Source organism: Pseudomonas sp. LP_7_YM, from assembly GCF_004364435.1.
In the GTDB taxonomy this organism is placed as follows: domain Bacteria; phylum Pseudomonadota; class Gammaproteobacteria; order Pseudomonadales; family Pseudomonadaceae; genus Aquipseudomonas.
Map to the genome: position 1 here is coordinate 753,678 of NZ_SOCT01000002.1, position 21,683 is coordinate 775,360.

Below are 21,683 nucleotides of genomic sequence, written 5' to 3' on the forward strand. Positions count from 1 at the left end.
GATCAAGTGCCTGTTATTTAAGCAGCCGCTTGTATAACAGGTATCCATTAAAAAGCGCCGCGCAAAAATACTGGCACTTTGGAGTTATACCGATTTTATATATCGGTGATGTGGTGTGCCTGACAACTTTATAAAGGGTCGATTAGCTCAATTTAAATTTCATCTTTTTCTCGAAACAACTGGTTGCATTTTTTGTGGAATGATAATAATTTGCATCCAGAATTTAGCGAGGACTAACAGATGTTGAATAATGGCTTATTGCAGTCTACCGCGTCGCGTAATACCAATGCCAACTATCTGGACAGGCAGAGCAAGTTTGAATCCAATGTAAGAAGTTATCCACGAAAGTTGCCATTGGCCATCGCCAAAGCCTACGGCGTGTGGGTCACTGATGTTGAGGGCGCGACGTACCTGGATTGCCTGGCCGGGGCCGGCACATTGGCGTTGGGCCACAATCACGAAGCCATCATGGCCAGTCTCGACAGTTTCCTGGCTTCAGGAATGCCCATGCATACCCTTGACCTGACCACTGTGATCAAGGACGCATTCAGCGAGACCCTGCTGGGCCTGCTGCCGGGTCAGGGACGCGATTACTGTTTGCAGTTCTGTGGCCCGTCCGGTGCCGATGCTGTCGAAGCCGCGATCAAGCTGGCCAAGACCGTAACCGGTCGCCATAACATCATCAGCTTTTCCGGTGCCTACCACGGCATGACCCACGGCGCGCTGGCGTTGACTGGCAACACCGGGCCAAAGAATGCCGTCAGCAACCTGATGCCGGGCGTGCAGTTCCTGCCCTACCCCCACGAGTACCGTTGCCCGTTGGGTATTGGGGGCGACGCTGGCACTGAGGCGCTGAGTTACTACTTCACCCAGTTCATCGAAGACGTCGAAAGTGGCGTTTCGCTCCCGGCCGCCGTGATTCTGGAGGCCGTGCAGGGCGAGGGTGGTGTCAATCCGGCACCAGATGCGTGGCTGCAGCAGATTCGAGAAGTGACTCGCAAGCACGGCATTCTGATGATTCTGGACGAAGTGCAGGCTGGCTTCGGGCGTACCGGCAAGATGTTCGCCTTCGAACACGCCGGCATCGAACCCGACATCATCGTCATGTCCAAGGCCGTCGGTGGCGGTCTGCCGTTGGCAGTGCTCGGCTTCAAACGTGAGTTCGATGCCTGGGCACCGGGCAACCATGCGGGTACCTTCCGTGGCAATCAGATGGCAATGGCCACCGGCCTTGCGACCCTTGAAGTGCTGCAAAGGCAGAACCTCGCCGCTCAGGCCGCGAAACGTGGTGAATGGCTCAAGGAGCAACTCGGCCTGCTGCAACAACGTTATCCAGCCATGGGTCAGGTAAGGGGGCGCGGGCTGATGCTGGGCATCGAGATTGTCGATGAGCGCAAACCGGCGGACCGCCTCGGCAGCTTGCCCACGGACCCGGAACTGGCCGTTGCCATTCAGCAGCACTGTTTCAAGCAAGGTCTGTTGCTGGAGCGTGGCGGTCGTAACGGCAATGTCATCCGTCTGTTGCCGCCGCTTATCATTACCGAAGAGCAATGCCAACTGGTGATCCAGCGATTCGAGGAAGCCCTCAAGGGCGCATTGTCTCAATTGCGTCAATAACGATCACGCGTTCGTTATTAATGGAACATGACCCGCCAACAACGTTTGGCTAGCGAATCAATCGCACTTTCTTCTTGGGCTTATCACTCGGTCTATTACCGAGCATAAGCCATATCGACAACTGAACTGTTGTACCGCAAGCGATAAAGCAACGCTTGTTGTGACGTCACTTAAACAGTAAGCGTAATAGCGACTGTGGAGCAGACATGACTAACACCGACCGCACCGTTCTATCCAACATGGTGAGCGAGCTGGCAACCACCCGTGCATTACTCAATTGCCTGATCAAAGAGTTCGCACTGCCCGAAAATTGCCTTCATTACCAATGGCCCGAAGACATGCAAGGCATTGCGCCGGGCAGTTTCGTGGAGGGCGGGCAGTGGAAGGGTATTCCGCTCACCATCAGCCTGCCCAATCAGCAACAGTTCTTCGTACTGGTGGACCGCCAGGACCGTCTTGGCAGCCATCGCTACCTTTCCGATGTCTACGCACGACGGGGCCAGGATACTTGGCGCTGTCTGGCCTTTGCCGAGTTCGTCCAGCAGTTGCTGAGCGCCTGCGAGCATATGACCCGTGCCAGCAACGACGAACTGCTGGATCAGGTCCTGCAAAGCCAGCACCTGACAGCAGCCATCGTCGCCCACAACATGACCGGCCAGCACCCGGCACCGCTGAGCGGCTACCTGGCCAGCGAACAGGGCTTGTGGTTCGGCCATCCCAATCACCCGGCGCCCAAGGCGCGTCTGTGGCCCGCGCATCTGGCTCAGGAAACCTACGCCCCCGAGTTTCAGGCGCAGACTGCGCTGCACGTGTTCGAAGTACCGCTGGACGGGTTGCGAATCACCTCCAACGGCTTGAGCGAAGCACAGGTGATGTCCGGATTTGCCGATCAGTCACGGGCCCGGCCCGGACACGCGTTGATCTGCATGCATCCGGTGCAGGCTGAGCTGTTTATGCAGGACCGTCGCGTGCAGAGTCTGATCGAGCTGGGACAGATCACCGATCTGTCCACCAGTGGGCCACTTGCCAGTCCAACGGCCTCGATGCGCACCTGGTACATCGAGGGGCATGACTATTTCATCAAGGGTTCGCTGAATGTGCGCATTACCAACTGCGTCAGAAAAAACGCATGGTACGAACTGGAAAGCACGCTGATCATCGACGAATTATTTCAGCGCCTGCAGCAGACTCGTCCCGAAACCCTCGGCGGACTGTCCACAGTGGCCGAACCCGGTTCCATGAGCTGGGCGCCCAAAGACGCGAGCGAAGCGGATGGGCACTGGTTTCGCGAGCAGACCGGGGCAATTTTGCGGGAAAACTTCTGCCGCCGTTCCGGAGCCGACTGCAGTGTAATGGCCGGCACCTTGTTTGCCCGTGACCTGCGTTCACGCCCGTTGGTGCACGATTTCCTCCAGCATTTCCACGGCGGCGAACTGGAGGACCAGCATCTGCTGGGCTGGTTTGACGCCTATCAGGCCTTGCTGCTGCGCCCGGTCCTGGCGCTGTTCTTCAATCATGGCGTAGTGATGGAGCCGCATTTGCAGAATGCGGTGTTGATTCACGATAACGGCCGCCCTCAGCAGTTGCTGTTACGCGACTTCGAAGGCGTCAAGCTGACCGATGAACTGGGCATCAAGGCTATTCAGGTCGGGCTGCACCCGCGGATTCGTCAGTCATTGCTCTACAGCCGCGAACAAGGCTGGAATCGCATCACTTACTGCCTGCTGATCAATAACCTTTCCGAAGCCGTGCTGGCCTTGAGTTGGGAGCGCCCGCACCTGGCGCCGCTGATGTGGCAGCAAGTGGAGCGGCAGTTGCAGCGGATCCGCGACGAGTTGCTGCTTGCGGCGCCAGAACTGGATGCGCTGATCGCCGGCCATTCGATTGCCTGCAAGACCAACCTGAAGGTGCGTCTGGCCGCCAAGGCTGATCGCGAGGCCAATTATGTGCGCTTGGCGTCACCATGGGGTTCGGAGGCGCGTTATGCATAAGCTGCCGGAAACTGTACTGGCGGCCATCAAGGAAGCCAGGGCGCTGGAAGCGGACCCGCTGGCGACCTTCATCTACGATCTGGACGCATTGAAGCAGCATGTCGGCGATGTGATGGCCGCGCTGCCTGCCGGCGTTGAGCTGTATTACGCTATCAAGGCCAACAGTGAAGCGCTGATGCTGGAAACCCTGGCGCCGCTGGTCAATGGGTTTGAAATTTCGTCGGGAGGCGAGATCGAGCGGGTAATGGCCTGTCCGACGCGCAAACCCTACGTGTTCTCCGGCCCCGGCAAGCTTGATTCCGATCTGCGCTCGGCGTTGCTGAACAAGGTTGAAGCCATCCACCTTGAGAGCCTCAACGAAATCGCGCGCCTGCAACGTCTGGCTGAGGAAGCGGGGCGCGTGCAACCGGTGTTCCTGCGCATCAACCCTCAGCTGCCTGCCGCGCAGTCGAGCAAGCTGGCAATGGCCGGAACTGCCACACCGTTCGGCATTGACGAAGCGGATCTGGCCGAGGCTGTCAGATGCGTCGATAACGCCAGCCACCTGACGCTCATGGGGTTGCATGTACACGCCATGTCGCATCAGCTATCGGTTGAGCGCCACGAGCAGTTGCTGGATTTCTACCTGCAGCGCTGGCAAAAATGGAAAGCACTGGCCCGCTACCCGGAGCAGTTGACCCATTTCAATGTCGGCGGTGGCATTGGCGTCGATTACCTGACCCCTCAGCGGTTCGACTGGCAGCGCTTCTGCCGTTATCTGGAGACGCGGCTGGGCGAACAGCGCGACGCACCGATCCTGCGCTTCGAGCCAGGACGCTTCATCAGCGCCTATTGCGGCTATTACGTCATCGAGGTGCTGGACAGCAAAACCAGCCACGGCGAGCAGTTTCTGGTTTGCCGGGGCGGCACCCATCAGTTCCGTCTGCCGGTTGCGCAAAGCCATGATCATCCGCTGATCCATCTGCCAGGCGTGCCACCGACCGCCGCTTCGGCAGAGCAGGCTTACACCGTCGTCGGGCAGCTGTGCACGCCCAAGGACATACTGAGCCGCCGCCAGCCACTCAAAGGCGTGAACATCGGCGATCTGCTGGTCCTGCCGTTGGCAGGGGCCTATGGCTACAACATTTCCCACGCCGATTTTCTCTGCCATCCAAGACCGTCACAGCACTTCGTGCGCAACGGGCAACGGGTTCGCCAATGAGCTTGAACGTTCCACGCCGTTGGGTGGTGTTCAATGTGCTGCTCGGTACATTGACCGTCAGCCTGAGCAACAGCTCGCTCAACCCGGCGCTGCCGACCTTCATGGAAGCGTTGCGCATCGGTCCGTTACTGGCCACCTGGATCGTCGCGGGGTTCATGACGAGCATGGCCGTGACCATGCCGCTGACCAGCTTTCTCAGTCAGCGCATTGGACGCAAACGCCTGTATCTATGGGGGGTTGCGCTGTTCATCGGCGGCTCCCTTCTGGGGGCGCTGGCCACTTCCATCGCGCTGGTGATTACTGCGCGAGTGGTGCAGGGCGTGGCCAGCGGGCTGATGATCCCCTTGTCGCTGGCGATCATTTTCTCCGTGTATGAAAAGCACGAGCGGGGCAGGGTGACCGGGCTCTGGAGCGCGGCCGTGATGCTTGCGCCAGCGCTTGGCCCGCTGTGCGGCAGCCTGCTGCTGGAATGGTTCAGCTGGCGCTCGCTGTTCCTGATGAATGTGCCCATCGGGCTGTTGGCATTGCTGTTGGGCGTCGGCGTGCTGCCCAATTCAGCGCCTGCCGAGCGCAAGCCATTCGACCTGACGGGGTATCTGCTGATTGCGTCGGGCATGGGCCTGCTGATGATCGCCATCAGCCGCCTGCACCACGCTCAGGCGTTCAGCGATCCGCTCAACCAGGGCATGGTGCTGGTCGCGGTGGCCTGTCTGGTCGCCTTCGTTCGTGTTGAGTTGAGGCGCCAGTCACCGCTGCTGAATCTGCGGCTGTTCAACCTGCGCGGCTACCGTCTGAGCGTGATCATCGCCGTGGTGCAATCGGTCGGCATGTTCGAGTGTCTGGTTCTGTTGCCGGTGCTGGTGCAGACAGTGCTGGGCTACAACCCGATCTGGACCGGGCTTGCACTGCTGTGTACGGCCGCGTTCGCCAGCCTGTTCGGGCAGTGGGGTGGCAAGGCGCTGGACCGGCATGGTCCGCGCACGGTAGTCGCCAGCGGCCTGCTGCTGACCGGTGTTTCCACCTTGGCATTGGGCATGCTCAAGGCCAACGCCAGCATCGGCATGGTGTTTGTCCTGATGATGATTCGCGGTGCGGGGCTCGGGCTTTCCTACATGCCGGTGACGACGGCGGGGCTTAACGCCTTGCCCGAGCCGATGGTCACTCAGGGTGCGGCGATGAACAACATTTCCCGTCGCCTTGTCGCGTCGGTGGCCATTGTCCTCGCCTCGCTGTGGCTGGAGTTGCGGCTCAACGCGGCGGGACCGGCCGCAACGCCCTCGGCCATTACCGAAGTCTTCATCGCCACCGGCCTGCTGATCCTGCTGGCACTGCCCTGTGCCTGGCGTTTTCCCCTTGATGACGAGCGCGCCGAGGCCCGGTCCGGCGCGGTCGAAACCCGATAATTTTTTCGTTCGAGGCATGAACATGGCTACCCCTTTACCGATGAAACGTAACGCTGCACCCACCACCACCGGCAACGGTGCCTGGCTCGCCGATATCAGCGCTGAGCGCTATGCGCAAGTGCAGCGCCGGGTGATCGGCCAATTGCTGCAAACGTTGCTGTACGAGGTAGCGCTGCCTTACCGATGCGAGCCGCTGGACGATCATCGCCATCGTTTCGCAGTCGCCGTCAGTGATGGCGTGGAGTACCGCTGCGATGGTCTGCTGAGTACCAGTTTCGAGCTGATTCGCCTGGACCATGCCACCCTTGAACGGGTGAACAGCGCCGGTGAGCGCAGTGTGCCGGATCTGCACCTGGCCCTGACCGAGTTGCTGAAGCCGTTCCAGGACAGCCCGCACCTGGCGCGCTTCATCCAGGAAATCGAGCAGACCCAGCTCAAGGACCTGCAATCCCGTCATCAGGGCTATCAGCCTGCAAGGCCGGCGCATGAGCTGGACGTGGATGCACTGGAGCAGCACTTCATGGATGCCCACAGCTACCACCCTTGCTACAAGTCGCGGATCGGCTTTTCCCTGGCTGACAACCGTAACCATGGGCCTGAATTCGCCACGCCGTTCGCTGTGGTCTGGCTGGCGGTTGCCAAATCGAGCGCCTCGGTGGGTCATTCGCGCAGCATGGATTTCCCGGCGTTTATCCGCCAGGAGCTGGGCCCGCAACGCTGGCAGGAAATTGCCCGCGACCTGGCGGCACAGGGCCGGTCCATCGACGACTATCAATTGATGCCGGTGCATCCGTGGCAGTGGGCCAACGTCACGGTCTCGACCTTCTACCCGGAGCTGGCGAGCGCAGAACTGATTTACCTGGGCACCTCGACCGACCTCTACAAAGCCCAACAGTCGATTCGCACGCTGGCCAATGCCAGCCAGCCCCAGCGGCCTTACGTCAAGCTGGCGATGAGCATGACCAACACCTCCAGCACGCGCATCCTGGCGCGGCATACGGTGCTCAACGGCCCGATCATCACCGACTGGCTGCAACATCTGATCGCGACCGACAGCACCGCGCGGGCGTTGGAGTTCGTGATTCTAGGTGAGGTGGCCGGGGTGAGTTTCGACTACCGCCACCTGCCGGAATCGCGCTCGGCACAGACCTACGGCACGTTGGGGGCTATCTGGCGCGAAAGCCTGCATCAATACCTCAGGGACGACGAGCAGGCGGTGCCCTTCAACGGTCTAAGTCACGTGGAAAACCGCTACGGTGATGGCGAGCAGGTGCCGTTTATAGACCCCTGGATCCGCCAGTACGGCCTTGCGCAATGGACCCGGCAATTGCTGCAGGTCACGGTGCCTCCCATCATTCATATGCTCTACGCCGAGGGCATCGGCATGGAGTCCCACGGTCAGAACATCGTATTGATCGTCAAGCAAGGCTGGCCGCAGCGTATCGCGCTCAAGGACTTCCATGACGGCGTGCGTTATTCACCCGCGCACCTCGGGCGTCCCGAACTGTGTCCGGAGCTGGTTCCGCTGCCCGCCAGCCACGCCAGGCTCAACCGTAACTCGTTCATCGTTACCGATGATGTCGACGCAGTGCGCGACTTTTCCTGTGATTGTTTCTTCTTCATCTGCCTGGCCGAGATGGCGATTTTCCTGCGCCAGAACTATCAGCTGGACGAGGTGCTGTTCTGGCAAATGACCGCCGGTGTCATTCTCGACTATCAGCAGGCTCACCCGCAGCACAGTGAGCGTTTCGGGCTGTTCGATGTGTTTGCGCCGTCATATGAAGTGGAGGAACTGACCAAGCGGCGGTTGCTCGGTGACGGCGAGCGTCGCTTCCGGTTGGTGCCTAATCCGCTTCATGCCTTCAGGCCGCAATGATGCTCAGGACCAACACGCTCAAGAGTAGACTCGGCAGTGGCCAACCGCTGCGTGGGCTGATCAGTTCGATGCCGGCTCCGGCGGCCATCGAGCTGATCGCCGAGGCCGGGTTCGATTTCGTGATCATCGACATGGAGCACGTGCTGATCAACCCGGAAACGGTGGAGAACATGATCCGCGTGGCAGAGAGTTACGACCTCACGCCATTGGTTCGGGTCGCCGATCTCAATCCTAAAACCCTCCTGCGCCTGCTCGATGGCGGCGCGCAGGGCATCGTGTTGCCGATGATCGAGAGTCCCGAGCAACTGGCAGATGCCATTGCGGCCTGCAAGTACCACCCGCTGGGCCGTCGCAGCCTCAACGCCGGTCGTCCCGGTTCATTCGGCAAGCACAGCCTGGCGCAGTACGTAGAAGCCGCCAATCAACAGATCATGGTGGTGGCAATGATCGAAAGCGCCGAAGGCGTGCGCCGCGCGGCAGAGATTGCCCGCGTGCCGGGGCTGGACATGATGCTTGAAGGTGCAGCAGACCTGTCGCAGTCACTGGGCATGCCATGGCAGATCGATCAGCCCGATGTACAGCAAGCACTGCTCGCTACCTGGCAGGCCTCGCAGGCAGCGGGGGTTGCCTATTGCGCGATTCCTCGTCAATCCGGTGACGCTGCCCGCTGGCAGGCTCGCGGGGTCAATACCTTTGTTCTCGGGGATGAGCGCGGCATTGCCTTTCGTGCGCTCCAGGCCCGCTTGATCCAACATTCAGCAGAAGGAAAATAATCCGATGAACTTCACTTCACTCGCCGCTGACCTGGTCATGCAGGATCTGGTCGATTGCCTGCTGGCTGAAGACTTCTTTGGCCGCGAGCCATTGAACCTGCAGGACATCGCTCAGTGGCAATCGCGCCACCCACAAGCACCGACCCTGGCTGGGCAGCATGACCCACAGCAGGTCTGGGAATGGTGCTGCGATGCTGCCGAACAGCGCTTTATCAGCATCGCACTGCGCCCCGGTATTACCCAGCAATGGGAGAAGGTGCCGGACACTCCGGTGCTGGGTCGTCAGGATGAGCGCTGGGCGCAGTTGTCGCCGGAAGATTTCATGAAATGGGTATTTGCCGGCAAGGCGACGCTGCTTCAGGACAGCGAGCGTCAGGACAATGAAAAGGGCATTGCGCTGTTTCTCGAGGTGCTGCGCATCAGTGTCTGGCAGACCGCGTTGTCACTGGATCATAAAGTGGACGAGCAGAACCTCATGGCCCAGGACGGAGCCACGTTCTTCAGGACCATGGAGCAGTGGGCGTCGCTGCGGGATCGTCCTTACCACCCGCTGGCCAAGGCCAAGCAGGGCTTGAACGAGCAGGAATACCAACAGTACCAGGCCGAGTTTGCCCGGCCGGTGGCGCTGAACTGGGTCGCCGTCGACAAGACCTTGTTGCAGTGCGGGGAGGGTGTCGGGGATTTGAATGCTTCTTTCCCGGCACGCTACCTGTTGCCAGAAGCGCTGCAGGCGCAACTTGACGAGGAAATGCAGGCGCGCGGCATAGCAGACAGCCATGTCGCACTGCCGGTTCACCCGTGGCAGTTCGAGCATGTGCTGCAGGCGCAATTGGGCGACGCCTTTGCCAGAGGCGATTGTCAGCGCCTGGCGTTCAACGATGCAGCGGTGTATGCCACCTCGTCGCTTCGCTCGATGACGCCCTGCTTCGACAGTTCGGATTACCTCAAGCTGCCCATGGCCATCTACTCCCTCGGTGCGTCCCGCTATCTGCCAGCGGTGAAGATGATCAACGGCGGGCTGAGCGAGAAGCTGTTGCGCCAGGTGGTGGACAAGGATGAAACCCTGAGCCGCTCGCTGCACCTGTGCGACGAACGCAAATGGTGGGCGTTCATGCCACCAAAAGCCACGCTGTTCGACGAAGCACCGCGACATCTTTCCGCAATGGTGCGAGGCTATCCATCAGCCTTGCTCGACGACCCGGACTGTCGCCTGTTGCCAATGGCGGCGCTGGGTACACCGCTGCCAGGCAGCCGTCGGCATTTCTTCGATGAGTGGATGGCCTATCGCAACTTGCCGCGTAATCAGGCCTCGGTGCTGACGCTGTTTGGCGAACTGAGCCACCGTTTCTTCGACATCAACCTGCGCATGTTCCGTCTGGGCATGCTTGGCGAGGTGCATGGGCAGAATGCGGTGATGGTGTGGAAAGCCGGTCAGGCGCAAGGGCTGTTGTTGCGTGACCACGACTCGCTACGTATCTTCGTGCCCTGGCTGGAACGCAATGGCATGCACGACCCCGAATACCGGATCAAGAAAGGTCATGCCAATACGCTTTACCATGACCGCCCTGAAGACCTTCTCTTCTGGCTGCAGACACTGGGCATTCAGGTCAACGTGCGGGCAATCATGGATACGCTGGCCCAGGTTTACGACGTACCGGTAACCGCGCTGTGGACGGTATTGCGCGACGTTCTGGACAATCTGATCAACACGATCGAATTTGATGACGAGGCGCGGGCCATGATCAGGCATCAACTGTTCGAAGCACCCAACTGGCCGCAGAAACTGCTGCTCACACCTATGATCGAGCGCGCTGGCGGGCCGGGCAGCATGCCGTTCGGCAAGGGCGAGGTGGTCAACCCGTTCCACAGGCTGCGCCGTGCAACCTGAGCCAAGGGTCCATCCATCGCGGCGCACGGTACTGCGTCTGTCGTTGGGTTTACTGGCGCTGCCCGGCATTGCCCGGGCAGCGCCGTTGCGCGTGGTCACCCTGTTTCAGGGCTCTGCCGACAGCGCTGTGGCGTTGGGCGTGACGCCCTGTGGGGTGGTGGATTCCTGGAGCGAAAAACCCATGTATCGCTACCTGCGCCCGGCGCTGGCGGCGGTGCCACACGTTGGCCTGGAAACCCAACCCAGCCTGGAAGACATCGTGCTGCTCAAGCCCGACCTGATCGTCGCTTCACGCTTTCGCAATCAACGCATTGCTCCGCTGCTTGAGCAGATCAGCACCGTACTGATGCTGGAAGAGGTGTTCGAGTTCAAACGCACGCTGGCGATGATGGGCGCTGCCATGCAGCGTCAACAGCAAGCCATGGATCTGCTGGGCAAGTGGCAGCAGCGGGTGACGCAGTTGCGCAGTCAGTTGCAGGCGAAGTTTGCCGGACGCTGGCCGGTCACAGTCTCGGTGCTCGATATTCGCGAAGACCATATCCGCAGCTATCTTCCCACCAGTTTTGCAGGTTCGATCCTCAGTGAACTGGGCTTTGACTGGAGCCCCGCCGCCCGCGCCGCGAGCGGTGTATCCCTGAAACTCAGCAGCAGAGAGAGTTTGCCGGTGGTCGACGCCGATCTGTTCTTCATCTTTCAGCGCGCGGACAGCAAAACCGCGCAGCAAAGCTACGCCGCGTTGGTCCAGCACCCGTTCTGGCAGCCGTTGCGGGCCGTGCAGGACCGTCAGGTATGGCGCGTCGATGCCGTCGCCTGGAGCCTGTCCGGGGGCATTCTGGGCGCCAACCAGATGCTCGATGAAATCGCTCGTGTGGCGATGGCGCAAAGCGCCTCATGACGGCTGCGCTGAAACTGGGCCTTGGTCTATTGGTGTTGTTGGCGTGCATGGGCTTGAGCCTGGCCACCGGAGCCACCTGGATTTCGCCTTCGGCGATTGTGCGCAGCGTGTGGCGGCCCGATGCGCTGAGCGCTATCGAGCATGTGCTGCTCGGCACGCGGCTGACGCGCACTTTGATCGCGATAACGGTAGGTGCCAGCCTGGCGGTGGCCGGCGCGCTGATGCAGGCCTTGACGCGCAACCCTCTGGCGTCGCCGGGCTTGTTCGGCATCAACGCAGGGGCGACGTTTTCCATCATCGTCTGTTCATCGTTTTTCGCCCTGTCGTCCATGAGTCAGTGGCTGTGGTGTGCCTTCATCGGCGCGGCGGTGGCGGGGACTGTCGTCTGGGTGATTGGCAATCGTGGGCAGGGCAGTCTCAATCCGTTGCGGATCGTGTTGGCGGGTGCGGCCATCACCGCGCTGTTCACAGCGTTCAGTCAGGCGTTGCTGGTGGTCAATCAGGACGGGCTGGACACCGTGTTGTTCTGGCTGGCGGGTTCCTTGTCCGGGCGCGACTTGAGCACGACCGCGCCGTTACTGGTCTGCGTGGCGCTGGCCTTGTGCGGGTCATTGCTATTAGCCGGGCAGGTCAACGTGCTCAATACCGGAGAGGCCATCGCGACCGCCCTGGGCCAGCGTACAGGGCTGATTCGGCTGCTGATGAGCATCGTCATCATTGCTTTGGCGGCGAGTGCCGTGGCGTTGGCGGGCAGCATCGGTTTCATCGGGCTGCTGGTGCCGCACATGGTGCGCAAGACGCTGTCCATCGACCATCGCTGGCTGTTGCCCGGCTGCGCATTGCTGGGCGCAACGCTCTTGTTGCTGGCCGATACGCTGGCGAGAGTGGTGATCTTGCCTCAGGAGGTTCCCGTTGGCGTGATGACCGCGCTGTTTGGTGCGCCGTTCTTTATCGCGTTGGTGCGGCGAGGGGCGCGTTATGGATAGGCGCCTGACCCTGCGCTACCGAAGCTTTTCCCGACAGTTCAGCCTGACCGTATTAACGCGTCTGTCGATTGCGGCAACGCTGACGCTGCTGGTGGCAATGGGGTCGCTGGCCGTGGGCAAAATCAACCTGTCGCCCATGGCCCTTGTGAGCGTTTTTTTTGGGCAGGCCGATGCCAGCCTGGTGTTCATCGTCGAGCAACTGCGTGCCCCCCGGTTGGTGCTGGCGGCGTTGGTAGGCGCGGCATTGGCCCTGTCCGGGCTGATCCTGCAGAGCATCATCCGCAACCCGCTGGCTTCGCCGGACTTGCTGGGTATTACCAGCGGCGCCAGTGCGGCGGCAGTGCTGTACCTGTCATTCCTCTCGGCTGTGTGGGGCGCGCAATGGCTGCCCTTGGCGGCAATCTGCGGCGCAGGGACGGCGGCGCTGGTGATCTACCTGCTGTCGTGGAACCAAGGCGCTTCGCCATTGCGGATGGTATTAATCGGGGTCGGCGTATCGGCGCTGCTGGCAGCCGTGACCACGTTTGTTCTGGTGTTCAGCCCGTTGACCACCACCTTGTCGGCGTACGTCTGGCTGACCGGGAGTGTGTATGGTGCCAGTTGGCCGGAACCCCGTGCCCTGGCAGGCTGGCTGCTGTTGACCCTGCCGTTGCTGGTGCTGCTCGCCCGTCAGGTGCGCATGCAGCAGCTGGACGATGGTCTGGCCCAAGGCATCGGTGTGCAGGTGCAGTGGCTGCGCGCCGGGTTGCTGGTGGTGAGCGTTGCGCTTGCAGGCCTGGCGGTGGCATGGGCCGGTGCGATTGCCTTTGTCGGCCTGATTGCGCCGCATATCGCCAAGCGCTTGATGCCTCCCGGGTTTACCGGTCAAGCACTGATGGCGGCACTGATCGGTGCGAATCTGGTGATGCTCGCCGATCTGGCCGGGCGTACGCTGTTCCTGCCGCTGGATCTACCGGCGGGGATTTTTGTAGCGGTGTTGGGCACACCGTTTTTTCTGTATCTATTGATCAATCAGCGGCATTAAGGAATTACTGATGGCGTCCATCGCAACCCATGACCTGACCCTCAGTTACCAGCGACAGGTGATCATCGAAAGCCTCGATCTGCAATTGCCCGAAGGTCAGGTGAGCGTGCTGATTGGCAGTAACGGTTGCGGCAAAAGCACGCTGCTCAAATCCCTGGCGCGTCTGCTCAAGCCACAGCAGGGCACCGTGGTGCTCAACGGTGCCGACATTCACCAGAAATCCACCGCCACCGTGGCACGCGAACTGGCGATTCTGCCGCAGATGCCAAGCGCGCCGGAAGGCATCAGCGTGCGTCAGTTGGTGGCGCTGGGCCGTTATCCCTATCAGAACTGGATGCAGCAATGGTCCGTTCAGGATGAGGCCATGGTCGAACGAGCGCTGGCGCAGACCGGCATGCAGGCACTGGCCGACCGGCCGGTGGATGCGTTGTCGGGTGGCCAGCGTCAGCGCGCGTGGATCGCCATGACGCTGGCGCAGGACACCGACATCGTGCTGCTGGATGAGCCGACAACCTTTCTCGACCTGGCGCATCAGATCGAGGTGCTGGACCTGTTGCGTGACCTCAACCGGCAAGAGGGCAAGACCATCGTCATGGTTCTGCATGACCTGAACCTGGCTTGTCGCTATGCCGATTACATGGTCGCCGTTCACCAGCGCACCGCTTTTGCCCAGGGACGTCCCGCCGACATCCTCAGTGAAGCGCTGGTCATGCAGGTATTTAACCTCAACTGTCGGATCATCGCTGACCCCTTCTTTGGTACCCCGTTGTGCATCCCCTTTGGCCGCGAGTTGCCGCAATGAATCTGAGGCACGACTTCAGTGAGGCGCAATGGGCGCTGCTGTCCGGGGCACTGCGGCTCAAGCAGGCGGATGCGCGTGATCCCCGCTCGTTGCCAGCCAGCGCATTGCTGGATGATCAGGCGTGCGAGCGATTGCTGCAGACCCTGGGTCCGATCATCGGCTCCCCGACACAGGCGATCACCGCATCCCTGCTGGCCAAGCGCTTTTCCTTTCTGAGCACCGGTGCCTGTCTGTACGCCATGTCGGTCTACGACAAAGGCTTGATCCTGTCGCTGGATAACAGCGTACTCGAATACGCACACGATGACGGCCTGTGGACCTCCTCCATGCCTTTGGTCGATACCGTCCCCGCGGGCTATGAGCCAGGCAACCGCGAGGCGTGGCGCGATGAGGTGGTCGGCACCCTGTTTCGCGACTTGCTCCAGCCATTGTGGGAAACCTTGAATCGTGTCACGGGCATTTCCCGGCGCATTCTGTGGGAAAACACCGCCGTGCGGGTCTATTCGCTGTACGAGAAGCGCATGGTCAAGGTCGAAGACCCTCTGATCCGCCAGCGCCATGAAGCCGATTTCGACTGGCTGCTCAATCAAGCCGAGCCAGCATTGTTCGGCCTGCATTACAACCCGTTGAAACACTTCCGGCGTCCACCGGTGTTGCTGGAGGCGGAGGGTAAAAGCATTCGATTTCGTCGCACCTGCTGCTTCTATTACGAGGCCAGCAATCCTGTCGAGTATTGCTCGACCTGCCCGCTATTGAGGCCCAGGAAACATCGATGAACAAGCAGATTGCAGACCGCCAGCAACCACTCGACGATGTCGTAATCGTGCAATACCGGGGCATCGCGGCCTCCACCATCGGGCACCTGACCGACAACGGTTATCTGCGCGGGATCAGACCGCTGTTCGACGGTATAAGGATGGTCGGCAACGTGGTCACGGTGAAAGTACACCTGCCCGATGGGAGCATTCTTCGCGACGCCCTGTTGAACAGCCAGCCCGGTGATGTGCTGGTGATCGAGTGCGTCGGCGACGGGCATTGCGCATGCTGGGGCGAGCTGCGCACGCTGGCCGGGCTCATCAAGGGACTGGCCGGAGTCGTGGTCTCGGGTGCGGTGACCGATGTCGCCGCCTTGCGCGAACATCGGCTGCCGGTATTCAGCCAGGGCATCAGCGCCGTGACCACACGAAGTCTGGGAGAGCGCGGCGAACTCAATGGGCCGATCTGTATCGGTGGCGTTGCAGTCAACCCGGGGGACCTTGCGGTGGGTGATGATGATGGCGTGTTTATCCTGAATCCCCAGCAGGCAGCTGAATTGTTGCCAGGTTTGTTGGCGAAGGAAAGCGCGGATCGTGGGCGGCGGGAGGTGTTTCTGGGCCGGTTGGCGGGAAAGGCACATCGGATCTGCAACGGGTAGGCGCAAGGAAGAGCCCGACCAGTACCGGATCAGGGAATCGTGAAAGTCCTGACGAATGTGTCCGATCACCAGCACGGCGTTTTTGCTTGCGCAGGTTACGCTTCATCAGCTTGCGCTCATACCAAAATCCGGTCCGGAGCCCGACGCAGGCGTCAGGCCCCGATCCTTCGCTAGCCTTTAAGCAGTTCCAGAAGCGCATCGGCGTCCAGCTTCGCGCTGATTTCGCCACCGTCCAGCAGGCTGTCGGCCAAGTCGCGTTTGCGCCCGTGCAAGCCCACGATCTGCTCCTCGATGCTGTTTTCGGTTACCAGCCGATAAATCGTCACGGGCCGCTGTTGGCCCATGCGATGCGCCCGGTCACTGGCTTGATCTTCAACGGCCGGGTTCCACCAAGGGTCGAGGTGGATCACGTAGTCCGCCGCAGTCAGGTTGAGGCCGCTGCCACCGGCCTTAAGGCTGATCAGAAAGATGTCGCCTACCCCGGCCTGAAACGCATTGACCCGGTTTTGCCGCTCCTTGGCGGGCGTGGCGCCATCAAGGTACTGATAGGCGATCCCTTGCTGATCCAGCCAGGCGCGGACGATGCTCAGGTGGTCGACGAATTGACTGAAGACCAGCGCCTTGTGCCGGTTCTCAAGCAGCTCGCTGACGATTTCCGTAAAGGCCTGCAACTTGCTGCTCTGCAACGTCGAGCCCGGCAGGACCAAGGAGGGGTGGCAGCAGAAGCGACGAAGACGGGTGATCTCCGACAGCACCTGCATGGATTTGCCCTGCTTGGGATCGAGTCGCGAGAGGTTTGCCACCGCCTGCTGGCGCAGGGCTTCGTACTGATGCGCTTCCTCGTCCGACAACGGCACTTTGTAGGTGATCTCGGTACGTGCTGGCAGTTCTTCGAGCACCTGGCTTTTCAGGCGTCGGAGGATAAACGGCTGGATCAATGCCTTGAGCGCCCGGCGCGCCGCCAGATCACCTTGCTCGATGGCCGTTGCAAAGCGGGCGGCGAAGCTTTCCTGACTGCCGAGCAGGCCAGGGTTGATGAACCGGAACAGGTTCCACAATTCGCCAAGATGGTTTTCCAGCGGGGTGCCGGTGGCGATCATACGAAAGTCGGCCTGCAACGCCATCACGGTCTGGGATCGCTTGGTCTGGGCGTTCTTGATGGCTTGAGCCTCGTCCAGCACCACGCTGGTCCAGCGCTGCCCGGTGAAGGCCGCGGTATCGAGCTGCAGCAGACCGTAGCTGACGATGACCAGATCGCCGGGACCCAGATCATCCAGGCTGCGCTGTTGTTGATAGAGCCGCAATTTAAGACCTGGAGCAAAGCGTGCGCTTTCCGCCTGCCAATTGAGCGTGACCGACGTCGGTGCGACCACCAGTTGCGGCCCAAGGCTTGCGCGTTGCAGCAACAGCGCCAGTGTCTGCACGGTCTTGCCCAGACCCATGTCGTCAGCCAGGCAGGCACCGACGCCCCAGTGGGCCAGACGTGCCAGCCATACGAAGCCGTCGTGTTGGTAATCGCGCAGTTCGGCTTGCAGGCCGCCGGGTACCTGCGGTTGGTAGTGACGCAAGGACTGCAGTTTTTCGAGGTGGGTCTGCCAGCTCGCGTCGGCGTCGAATTGCCCGACTTCCTGGGCCAGGCTGGCGAGCAGCGGCGAGGTCAGGGTGCTAAGGCGCAATCCCTGGTCATTGACCCGGTCGGTCAGGTGCGCCAGTTCATCGAGGCGTTTGCGCAGACTGTCATCGAGGGCCAGCCAGTCGCGTTCATTGAGCCTCAGGAAGCGGCCGGGACTGGCCTTGAGCAGTTCCATCAATTCCTTGAGCTGTAACACCCTGCCGTCGTCCAGGGTGATATTCCCTTGCAGCACAAACCAGTCGCCCTGCTGGCGAAGCCCCAGCTTGAGCTGGGTCAGCCCCGGACGCGCCTTGATCCGCATGCGCTCGCCTTCCGGCCATATGCAGTGCAGCAGCTCGCCGTCCAGCGCATGCAGTTCGCTGAGTAACTGCAGGGCATGCTGGGGCTGGTCCAGCTGCCATTCCTGGCCGTCGCTGTCGGCATAGGCGAGCCCTGGGCAACTTTCCAGGACCTGTTGCAGCGCATGGCGTTCGCCAGCCAGGTCCCGGCATACCTGCAGCGGCTTGCCTTCGCGCTCGCCCAGCAGATTTTCGGCCCCCTGACCTGGGCGGAACCAGCTACCGTCCGCCAAAGGACGCACCAACAGTTGCAAGCGCACACCTTCAGCCAGAGGCAGCAAATGCGCGTAGAGACGGGTATCGGCCGGCTCCTGGTCGAGGTGCCCGGTCAGTTCGGGAATATCCGAATGAATCGGCAGCAGCGGGGCAATCGCGCTCACGGCCTCGATCAGTTGCGCCTTGGCCGACGCCGGCACGCTCAGACTGTGGCCAACGATGTCTGCAATTTTGCGCAGTTCGCGGCTTATCGGGTAGACCAGCAGGCGGGTCGGGGTTTCTTTGTGCACATAGGTATCACCCGCGTCGAGGATGCCCGCAGGCTCCAGACGCACTTGAATCTGCTCGGCACGGGACTGAAGGTGCAGGGTCGCCTGACCCGCCTGCAGATCGATACGCACGTCCGGCGCGTCCTCCCAGTAGAGCGCCGGATGGCCGACCAGACGGGGCAAGGCGTGAACAGCGGGCAGTTCGTATTCGGGGCTGGCGTAGTGGTAGCTTGCCTGGATCGCGCTGATCGTCTGCCGGTCCTGCTCGCAGAGAAAATCCATCAGGTCGCCGTCTTCTACCAGACGCTTGAGCGCCACTGTACGGCCCTTGCTCCACTGTCCCTTGGCATTGCGTTTTTGCTCGCGCGGTTCGACTTTCATCCAATAGTCGGTCAGCAGAAGGGTCCAGGCCAGACGGGTATTCTTCTCGTCAGCAGCAGGGGTGGCTGGCCCCTTGCCGGGCCTTAGTTGACTCAGCGCGTTAAGCGCATGCTCCCAGGCTTCCTGACGATGACAGAGCTCGACCAGCGGCTGCAAACCGGCGCTTCGATGGACCTGGGTTAACTGCCGGGGCTGGCCGAACTGGATGGCGATCAGTGCGTCAAACTCCGCTGCCAGCCAAAGGTATTCGTCCCGTGCCAGCTCATCGCGGTAATCCTGCAACCTGGTGCGCCATGCCTCCTGACGCACTTGAGGCGCATCCAGCCAGTACAGGGCAAGCGCCAGCAGCAACCCGTCCAGGCCATTCAACGTGTCGGGCAGAAAGGCGGATGAGAGGGATGACGTCTCACCTTGCAGTTGTTCGAGCAGGTGAAGGAGCACCACGTAGGCACGGCCGTAGCGCTCTTTGTCGCCCAGAGTGATGGCCTGCTTGAGGGCTGCACGATGCTGGGGGGCGTTCTCCGCAATCAGCGCCAGGCAGTAAAACGCATTGAGCACTGGCGGCAGATCGATCCTGCGCTTCTTGGTGAGCCTGCGCATTTCGCTAAGCCAGGTACGCAGCAACAGCAACGTCTCGCTCACCTGGCCGCGCAGCAATAAATGAATGGTTTGGTGCAGCAAGGCCAGTTCTTCGATTTCGATGTATTCAAGCGTTCCCCAGTCGCCACGCCACAGGGCCTGAAGTGACAGCTCAAGCCCCAGGGCCCTGCTCGGTCGAGCCTCCATTTCGCGCAGCGCCAAGGGGTAGCTGTGGCCGGCCGGGCTCAGCAGGGTGTTGAGCAGATTGAGGTGATCCTCCACCAGCAACAGGCGTATGTCGTCTTCCAGCCGGGCGAAGACCTTGAGTCCTTCAGGGTCGGCCTGCAGCACGCGCATGGGATGATCGACGGGGGATTGCGTGTGGACGAACAGAAACGTAGCCAAACGCAACGAATGCGCCAGTCCACGCAGGTCACCACTGAGCAGGTTCAGCCAGAGGTCCTGCAGGATCCGCGACCGGGACGGCGTTTGCCATTCACTGAGCAAGGGCAGGCCGGTTTTGATTTCATGCAGCCAGTGCTCGCAATCTGCCGACTCCAGCAAGCTCAGCAATACCTGATTGCGCCGTTGTGGTGCGACACCGAAGTAGCGACCCTCAGGCCGCTCCTCCAGCACGATCCACTCCTGCTCATGCAGCAAATCCAGCAATGCGGACAGCGTATCGGCGTCCACCGGTTTGCCGTCAGCGTCGGATGCCCCAAGGGGGCGCAGCAGCTTGAGCAGCGAACTCTTGCCTTTACCAGGGAATGACGTCACCAACCCGTACAAGACCGTCATGCAGTGATCGGGCAGGGAATCGGGAGCGGCTGACTGGGTGGGCATTCTGGACCTCGTGGCACGGCTGGGAGGAGGACATCTTCTCCCACGGCAAAGGCTCCATTTTAACGAGACGCACCGGGTTGTCGACTTTCGATCCATTGGCCTGCATCTGTGACCTCTGCATGCTCAGGCCGCGAGTCGACTCCCTCCTGCCGTTCTACCGTTGACCGGGTCTCTGGCGATCCGGCGTGTTTAAGCGGGCACCTGCGCCTTCTGCGCCTGCGTAGCCTGCGCTTCATCCCTGGCTGCGGTGTAGCGGTTGGCCGGGAACGCCAGACCGAAATGCTCACGCAAGGTAGAGCCGGTGTAGTGCCTGCGATGCAGGTCGCGGTTTTGCAGCACCGGAATCACCCATTCGGTGAAGCATCTCAGGCCGTCGGGCAGCAAGGAGTTGATGATAAAGCCATCGGCTGCCCCATTCTCGAACCAGTGTTGGATCTGGTCGGCGACCTGCTCCGGGGTGCCGACAAACTCCCGGCGAGGACGCGAAAAATCCAGTGCCACCTGCCGCAGCGTCAGATTGTGCTCCCGTGCTTGTCGCTTGATGCGGTCCGAACCGCCTTTCTGGCTGTTGGAGCCCAGATCGCCGAGGTCCGGGAACGGCTCGTCCAGCGGGTAGCGGGTGAAGTCATGATCGTTGAACGGACGACCCAGTGCGACGATGGCGTCCTCGATACTCACCAGCGCCACGGCCTGCTGATAACGGTGCTCCACTTCCTCGGGATTGCGCCCTACGATCGGGCGAATTCCCGGCAGGATAGACAAGTCGTCCGCCTTGCGAGCGAAACCCTCGGCCCGGCGTTTCAGGTCGGCGTAGTAGGCCTTCGACTCCTCGAACGATTCGGCATGGACGAAAATGGCGTCGGAATATTCAGCCGCGAAATTGCGCCCGTCCTCGGAAGTGCCGGCCTGGAACAGCACCGGCTGGCCTTGCCTGGAACGTGCGATGTTCAGCGGACCCTTGACCTGAAAGAACTCACCCTGGTGGTTCAGCGAATGCAGCTTGCCGCGGTCGAAGAATTCGCCGGTGTGTTTGTTGCGGGTGAAGGCATCGTCTTCCCAGGAGTCCCACAGCCCTTTGACCGTCGATACGTGTTCTCTGGCGATGCGATAGCGCACGGCATGGGGTGGATGTTCTGCCTTGCTGAAGTTTTCCGCCGTTGCGCTCAGCCAGGAGGTGACGATGTTCCAGCCAGCGCGCCCGCCGCTGATGTGATCCAGAGAAGAAATTTGCCGTGCCACCTGAAACGGTTCGGTGTAACTGACCGTGACGGTCGCCACCAGCCCGATCTTCGAGGTCGTGGCCGCCAGCGCCGACAGAAGGGTCAGCGGCTCGAAACGGTTGAGGTAGTGCGGGCTGGATTTCTCATGAATGTGCAGGCTATCGGCAATGAAGACGAAATCGAATTTCGCGTCCTCGGCCAAGCGGGCCTGGCCTTGGTACCAGCCGAAATGGGTGCTGGCATCGGCCTGTGCATCCGGGTGGCGCCATTCTCCCCAGCCGTGGCCGACACCATGGACCATGGCGCCGAATTTGAGTTGACGAGGTGTGCTCAT

General features: G+C 61.0%; 15 protein-coding genes. 13 read left to right on the forward strand and 2 right to left on the reverse strand.

The window, feature by feature from the left end; translation table 11 throughout:
* The first annotated feature begins 240 nt into the window (after positions 1 to 240).
* The 13 genes from EC915_RS08540 (at position 241) to EC915_RS08600 (ending at position 15,870) form a co-directional block, all read left to right on the forward strand.
* Positions 241 to 1,617, forward strand: a complete 1,377-nt coding sequence (locus EC915_RS08540; RefSeq protein WP_133750080.1) for a diaminobutyrate--2-oxoglutarate transaminase — start codon at positions 241 to 243, stop codon at positions 1,615 to 1,617.
* A 206-nt stretch (positions 1,618 to 1,823) separates the two neighbouring features.
* Positions 1,824 to 3,608 (forward strand): IucA/IucC family siderophore biosynthesis protein, encoded by a 1,785-nt coding sequence (locus EC915_RS08545; RefSeq protein WP_133750081.1) that lies wholly within the window; start codon positions 1,824 to 1,826, stop codon positions 3,606 to 3,608.
* Positions 3,601 to 4,809, forward strand: coding sequence for a type III PLP-dependent enzyme (locus EC915_RS08550; RefSeq protein WP_133750082.1), 1,209 nt, complete (start codon positions 3,601 to 3,603; stop codon positions 4,807 to 4,809). The genes EC915_RS08545 and EC915_RS08550 overlap by 8 nt, the downstream gene beginning before the upstream one ends.
* Positions 4,806 to 6,212 carry a DHA2 family efflux MFS transporter permease subunit gene (locus EC915_RS08555; RefSeq protein ID WP_133750083.1) on the forward strand — a complete coding sequence of 469 codons (1,407 nt, stop codon included), beginning with the start codon at positions 4,806 to 4,808 and terminating at the stop codon, positions 6,210 to 6,212. Before EC915_RS08550 ends, EC915_RS08555 begins: the two co-directional genes overlap by 4 nt.
* Before the next feature lie 22 nt (positions 6,213 to 6,234).
* Entirely contained in the window at positions 6,235 to 8,088 is a 1,854-nt protein-coding gene (locus EC915_RS08560; RefSeq protein WP_133750084.1) for an IucA/IucC family siderophore biosynthesis protein, read from the forward strand.
* On the forward strand, positions 8,088 to 8,861 hold the full coding sequence (locus EC915_RS08565; protein WP_166650944.1) for an HpcH/HpaI aldolase/citrate lyase family protein: 774 nt from the start codon (positions 8,088 to 8,090) through the stop codon (positions 8,859 to 8,861). The genes EC915_RS08560 and EC915_RS08565 overlap by 1 nt, the downstream gene beginning before the upstream one ends.
* A 4-nt stretch (positions 8,862 to 8,865) precedes the next feature.
* Positions 8,866 to 10,749, forward strand: a complete 1,884-nt coding sequence (locus EC915_RS08570) for an IucA/IucC family siderophore biosynthesis protein (RefSeq protein WP_133750086.1) — start codon at positions 8,866 to 8,868, stop codon at positions 10,747 to 10,749.
* Between the two features lie 31 nt (positions 10,750 to 10,780).
* Positions 10,781 to 11,644: an ABC transporter substrate-binding protein gene (locus EC915_RS08575; protein WP_372237863.1), complete on the forward strand. Its 864-nt coding sequence runs from the start codon at positions 10,781 to 10,783 to the stop codon at positions 11,642 to 11,644.
* Complete coding sequence (locus tag EC915_RS08580; RefSeq protein WP_133750088.1) at positions 11,641 to 12,630, forward strand: iron ABC transporter permease; 990 nt, start codon at positions 11,641 to 11,643, stop codon at positions 12,628 to 12,630. Before EC915_RS08575 ends, EC915_RS08580 begins: the two co-directional genes overlap by 4 nt.
* On the forward strand, positions 12,623 to 13,654 hold the full coding sequence (locus EC915_RS08585; protein ID WP_133750089.1) for an iron chelate uptake ABC transporter family permease subunit: 1,032 nt from the start codon (positions 12,623 to 12,625) through the stop codon (positions 13,652 to 13,654). Before EC915_RS08580 ends, EC915_RS08585 begins: the two co-directional genes overlap by 8 nt.
* Before the next feature lie 10 nt (positions 13,655 to 13,664).
* Positions 13,665 to 14,456 (forward strand): ABC transporter ATP-binding protein, encoded by a 792-nt coding sequence (locus tag EC915_RS08590; protein WP_133750090.1) that lies wholly within the window; start codon positions 13,665 to 13,667, stop codon positions 14,454 to 14,456.
* A complete protein-coding gene (locus EC915_RS08595; protein WP_133750091.1) occupies positions 14,453 to 15,232 on the forward strand; it encodes an IucA/IucC family C-terminal-domain containing protein in 780 nt (259 codons plus the stop codon). Before EC915_RS08590 ends, EC915_RS08595 begins: the two co-directional genes overlap by 4 nt.
* Positions 15,229 to 15,870 (forward strand): RraA family protein, encoded by a 642-nt coding sequence (locus EC915_RS08600; RefSeq protein WP_133750092.1) that lies wholly within the window; start codon positions 15,229 to 15,231, stop codon positions 15,868 to 15,870. Before EC915_RS08595 ends, EC915_RS08600 begins: the two co-directional genes overlap by 4 nt.
* 170 nt (positions 15,871 to 16,040) lie before the next feature.
* Here the strand turns inward: EC915_RS08600 and EC915_RS08605 are convergent, their stop codons facing one another.
* Both EC915_RS08605 and EC915_RS08610 read right to left on the reverse strand, forming a co-directional pair.
* Positions 16,041 to 20,129: a DEAD/DEAH box helicase gene (locus EC915_RS08605; RefSeq protein WP_133750093.1), complete on the reverse strand. Its 4,089-nt coding sequence runs from the start codon at positions 20,127 to 20,129 to the stop codon at positions 16,041 to 16,043.
* A 189-nt stretch (positions 20,130 to 20,318) separates the two neighbouring features.
* A complete protein-coding gene (locus EC915_RS08610; protein ID WP_133750094.1) occupies positions 20,319 to 21,683 on the reverse strand; it encodes an LLM class flavin-dependent oxidoreductase in 1,365 nt (454 codons plus the stop codon).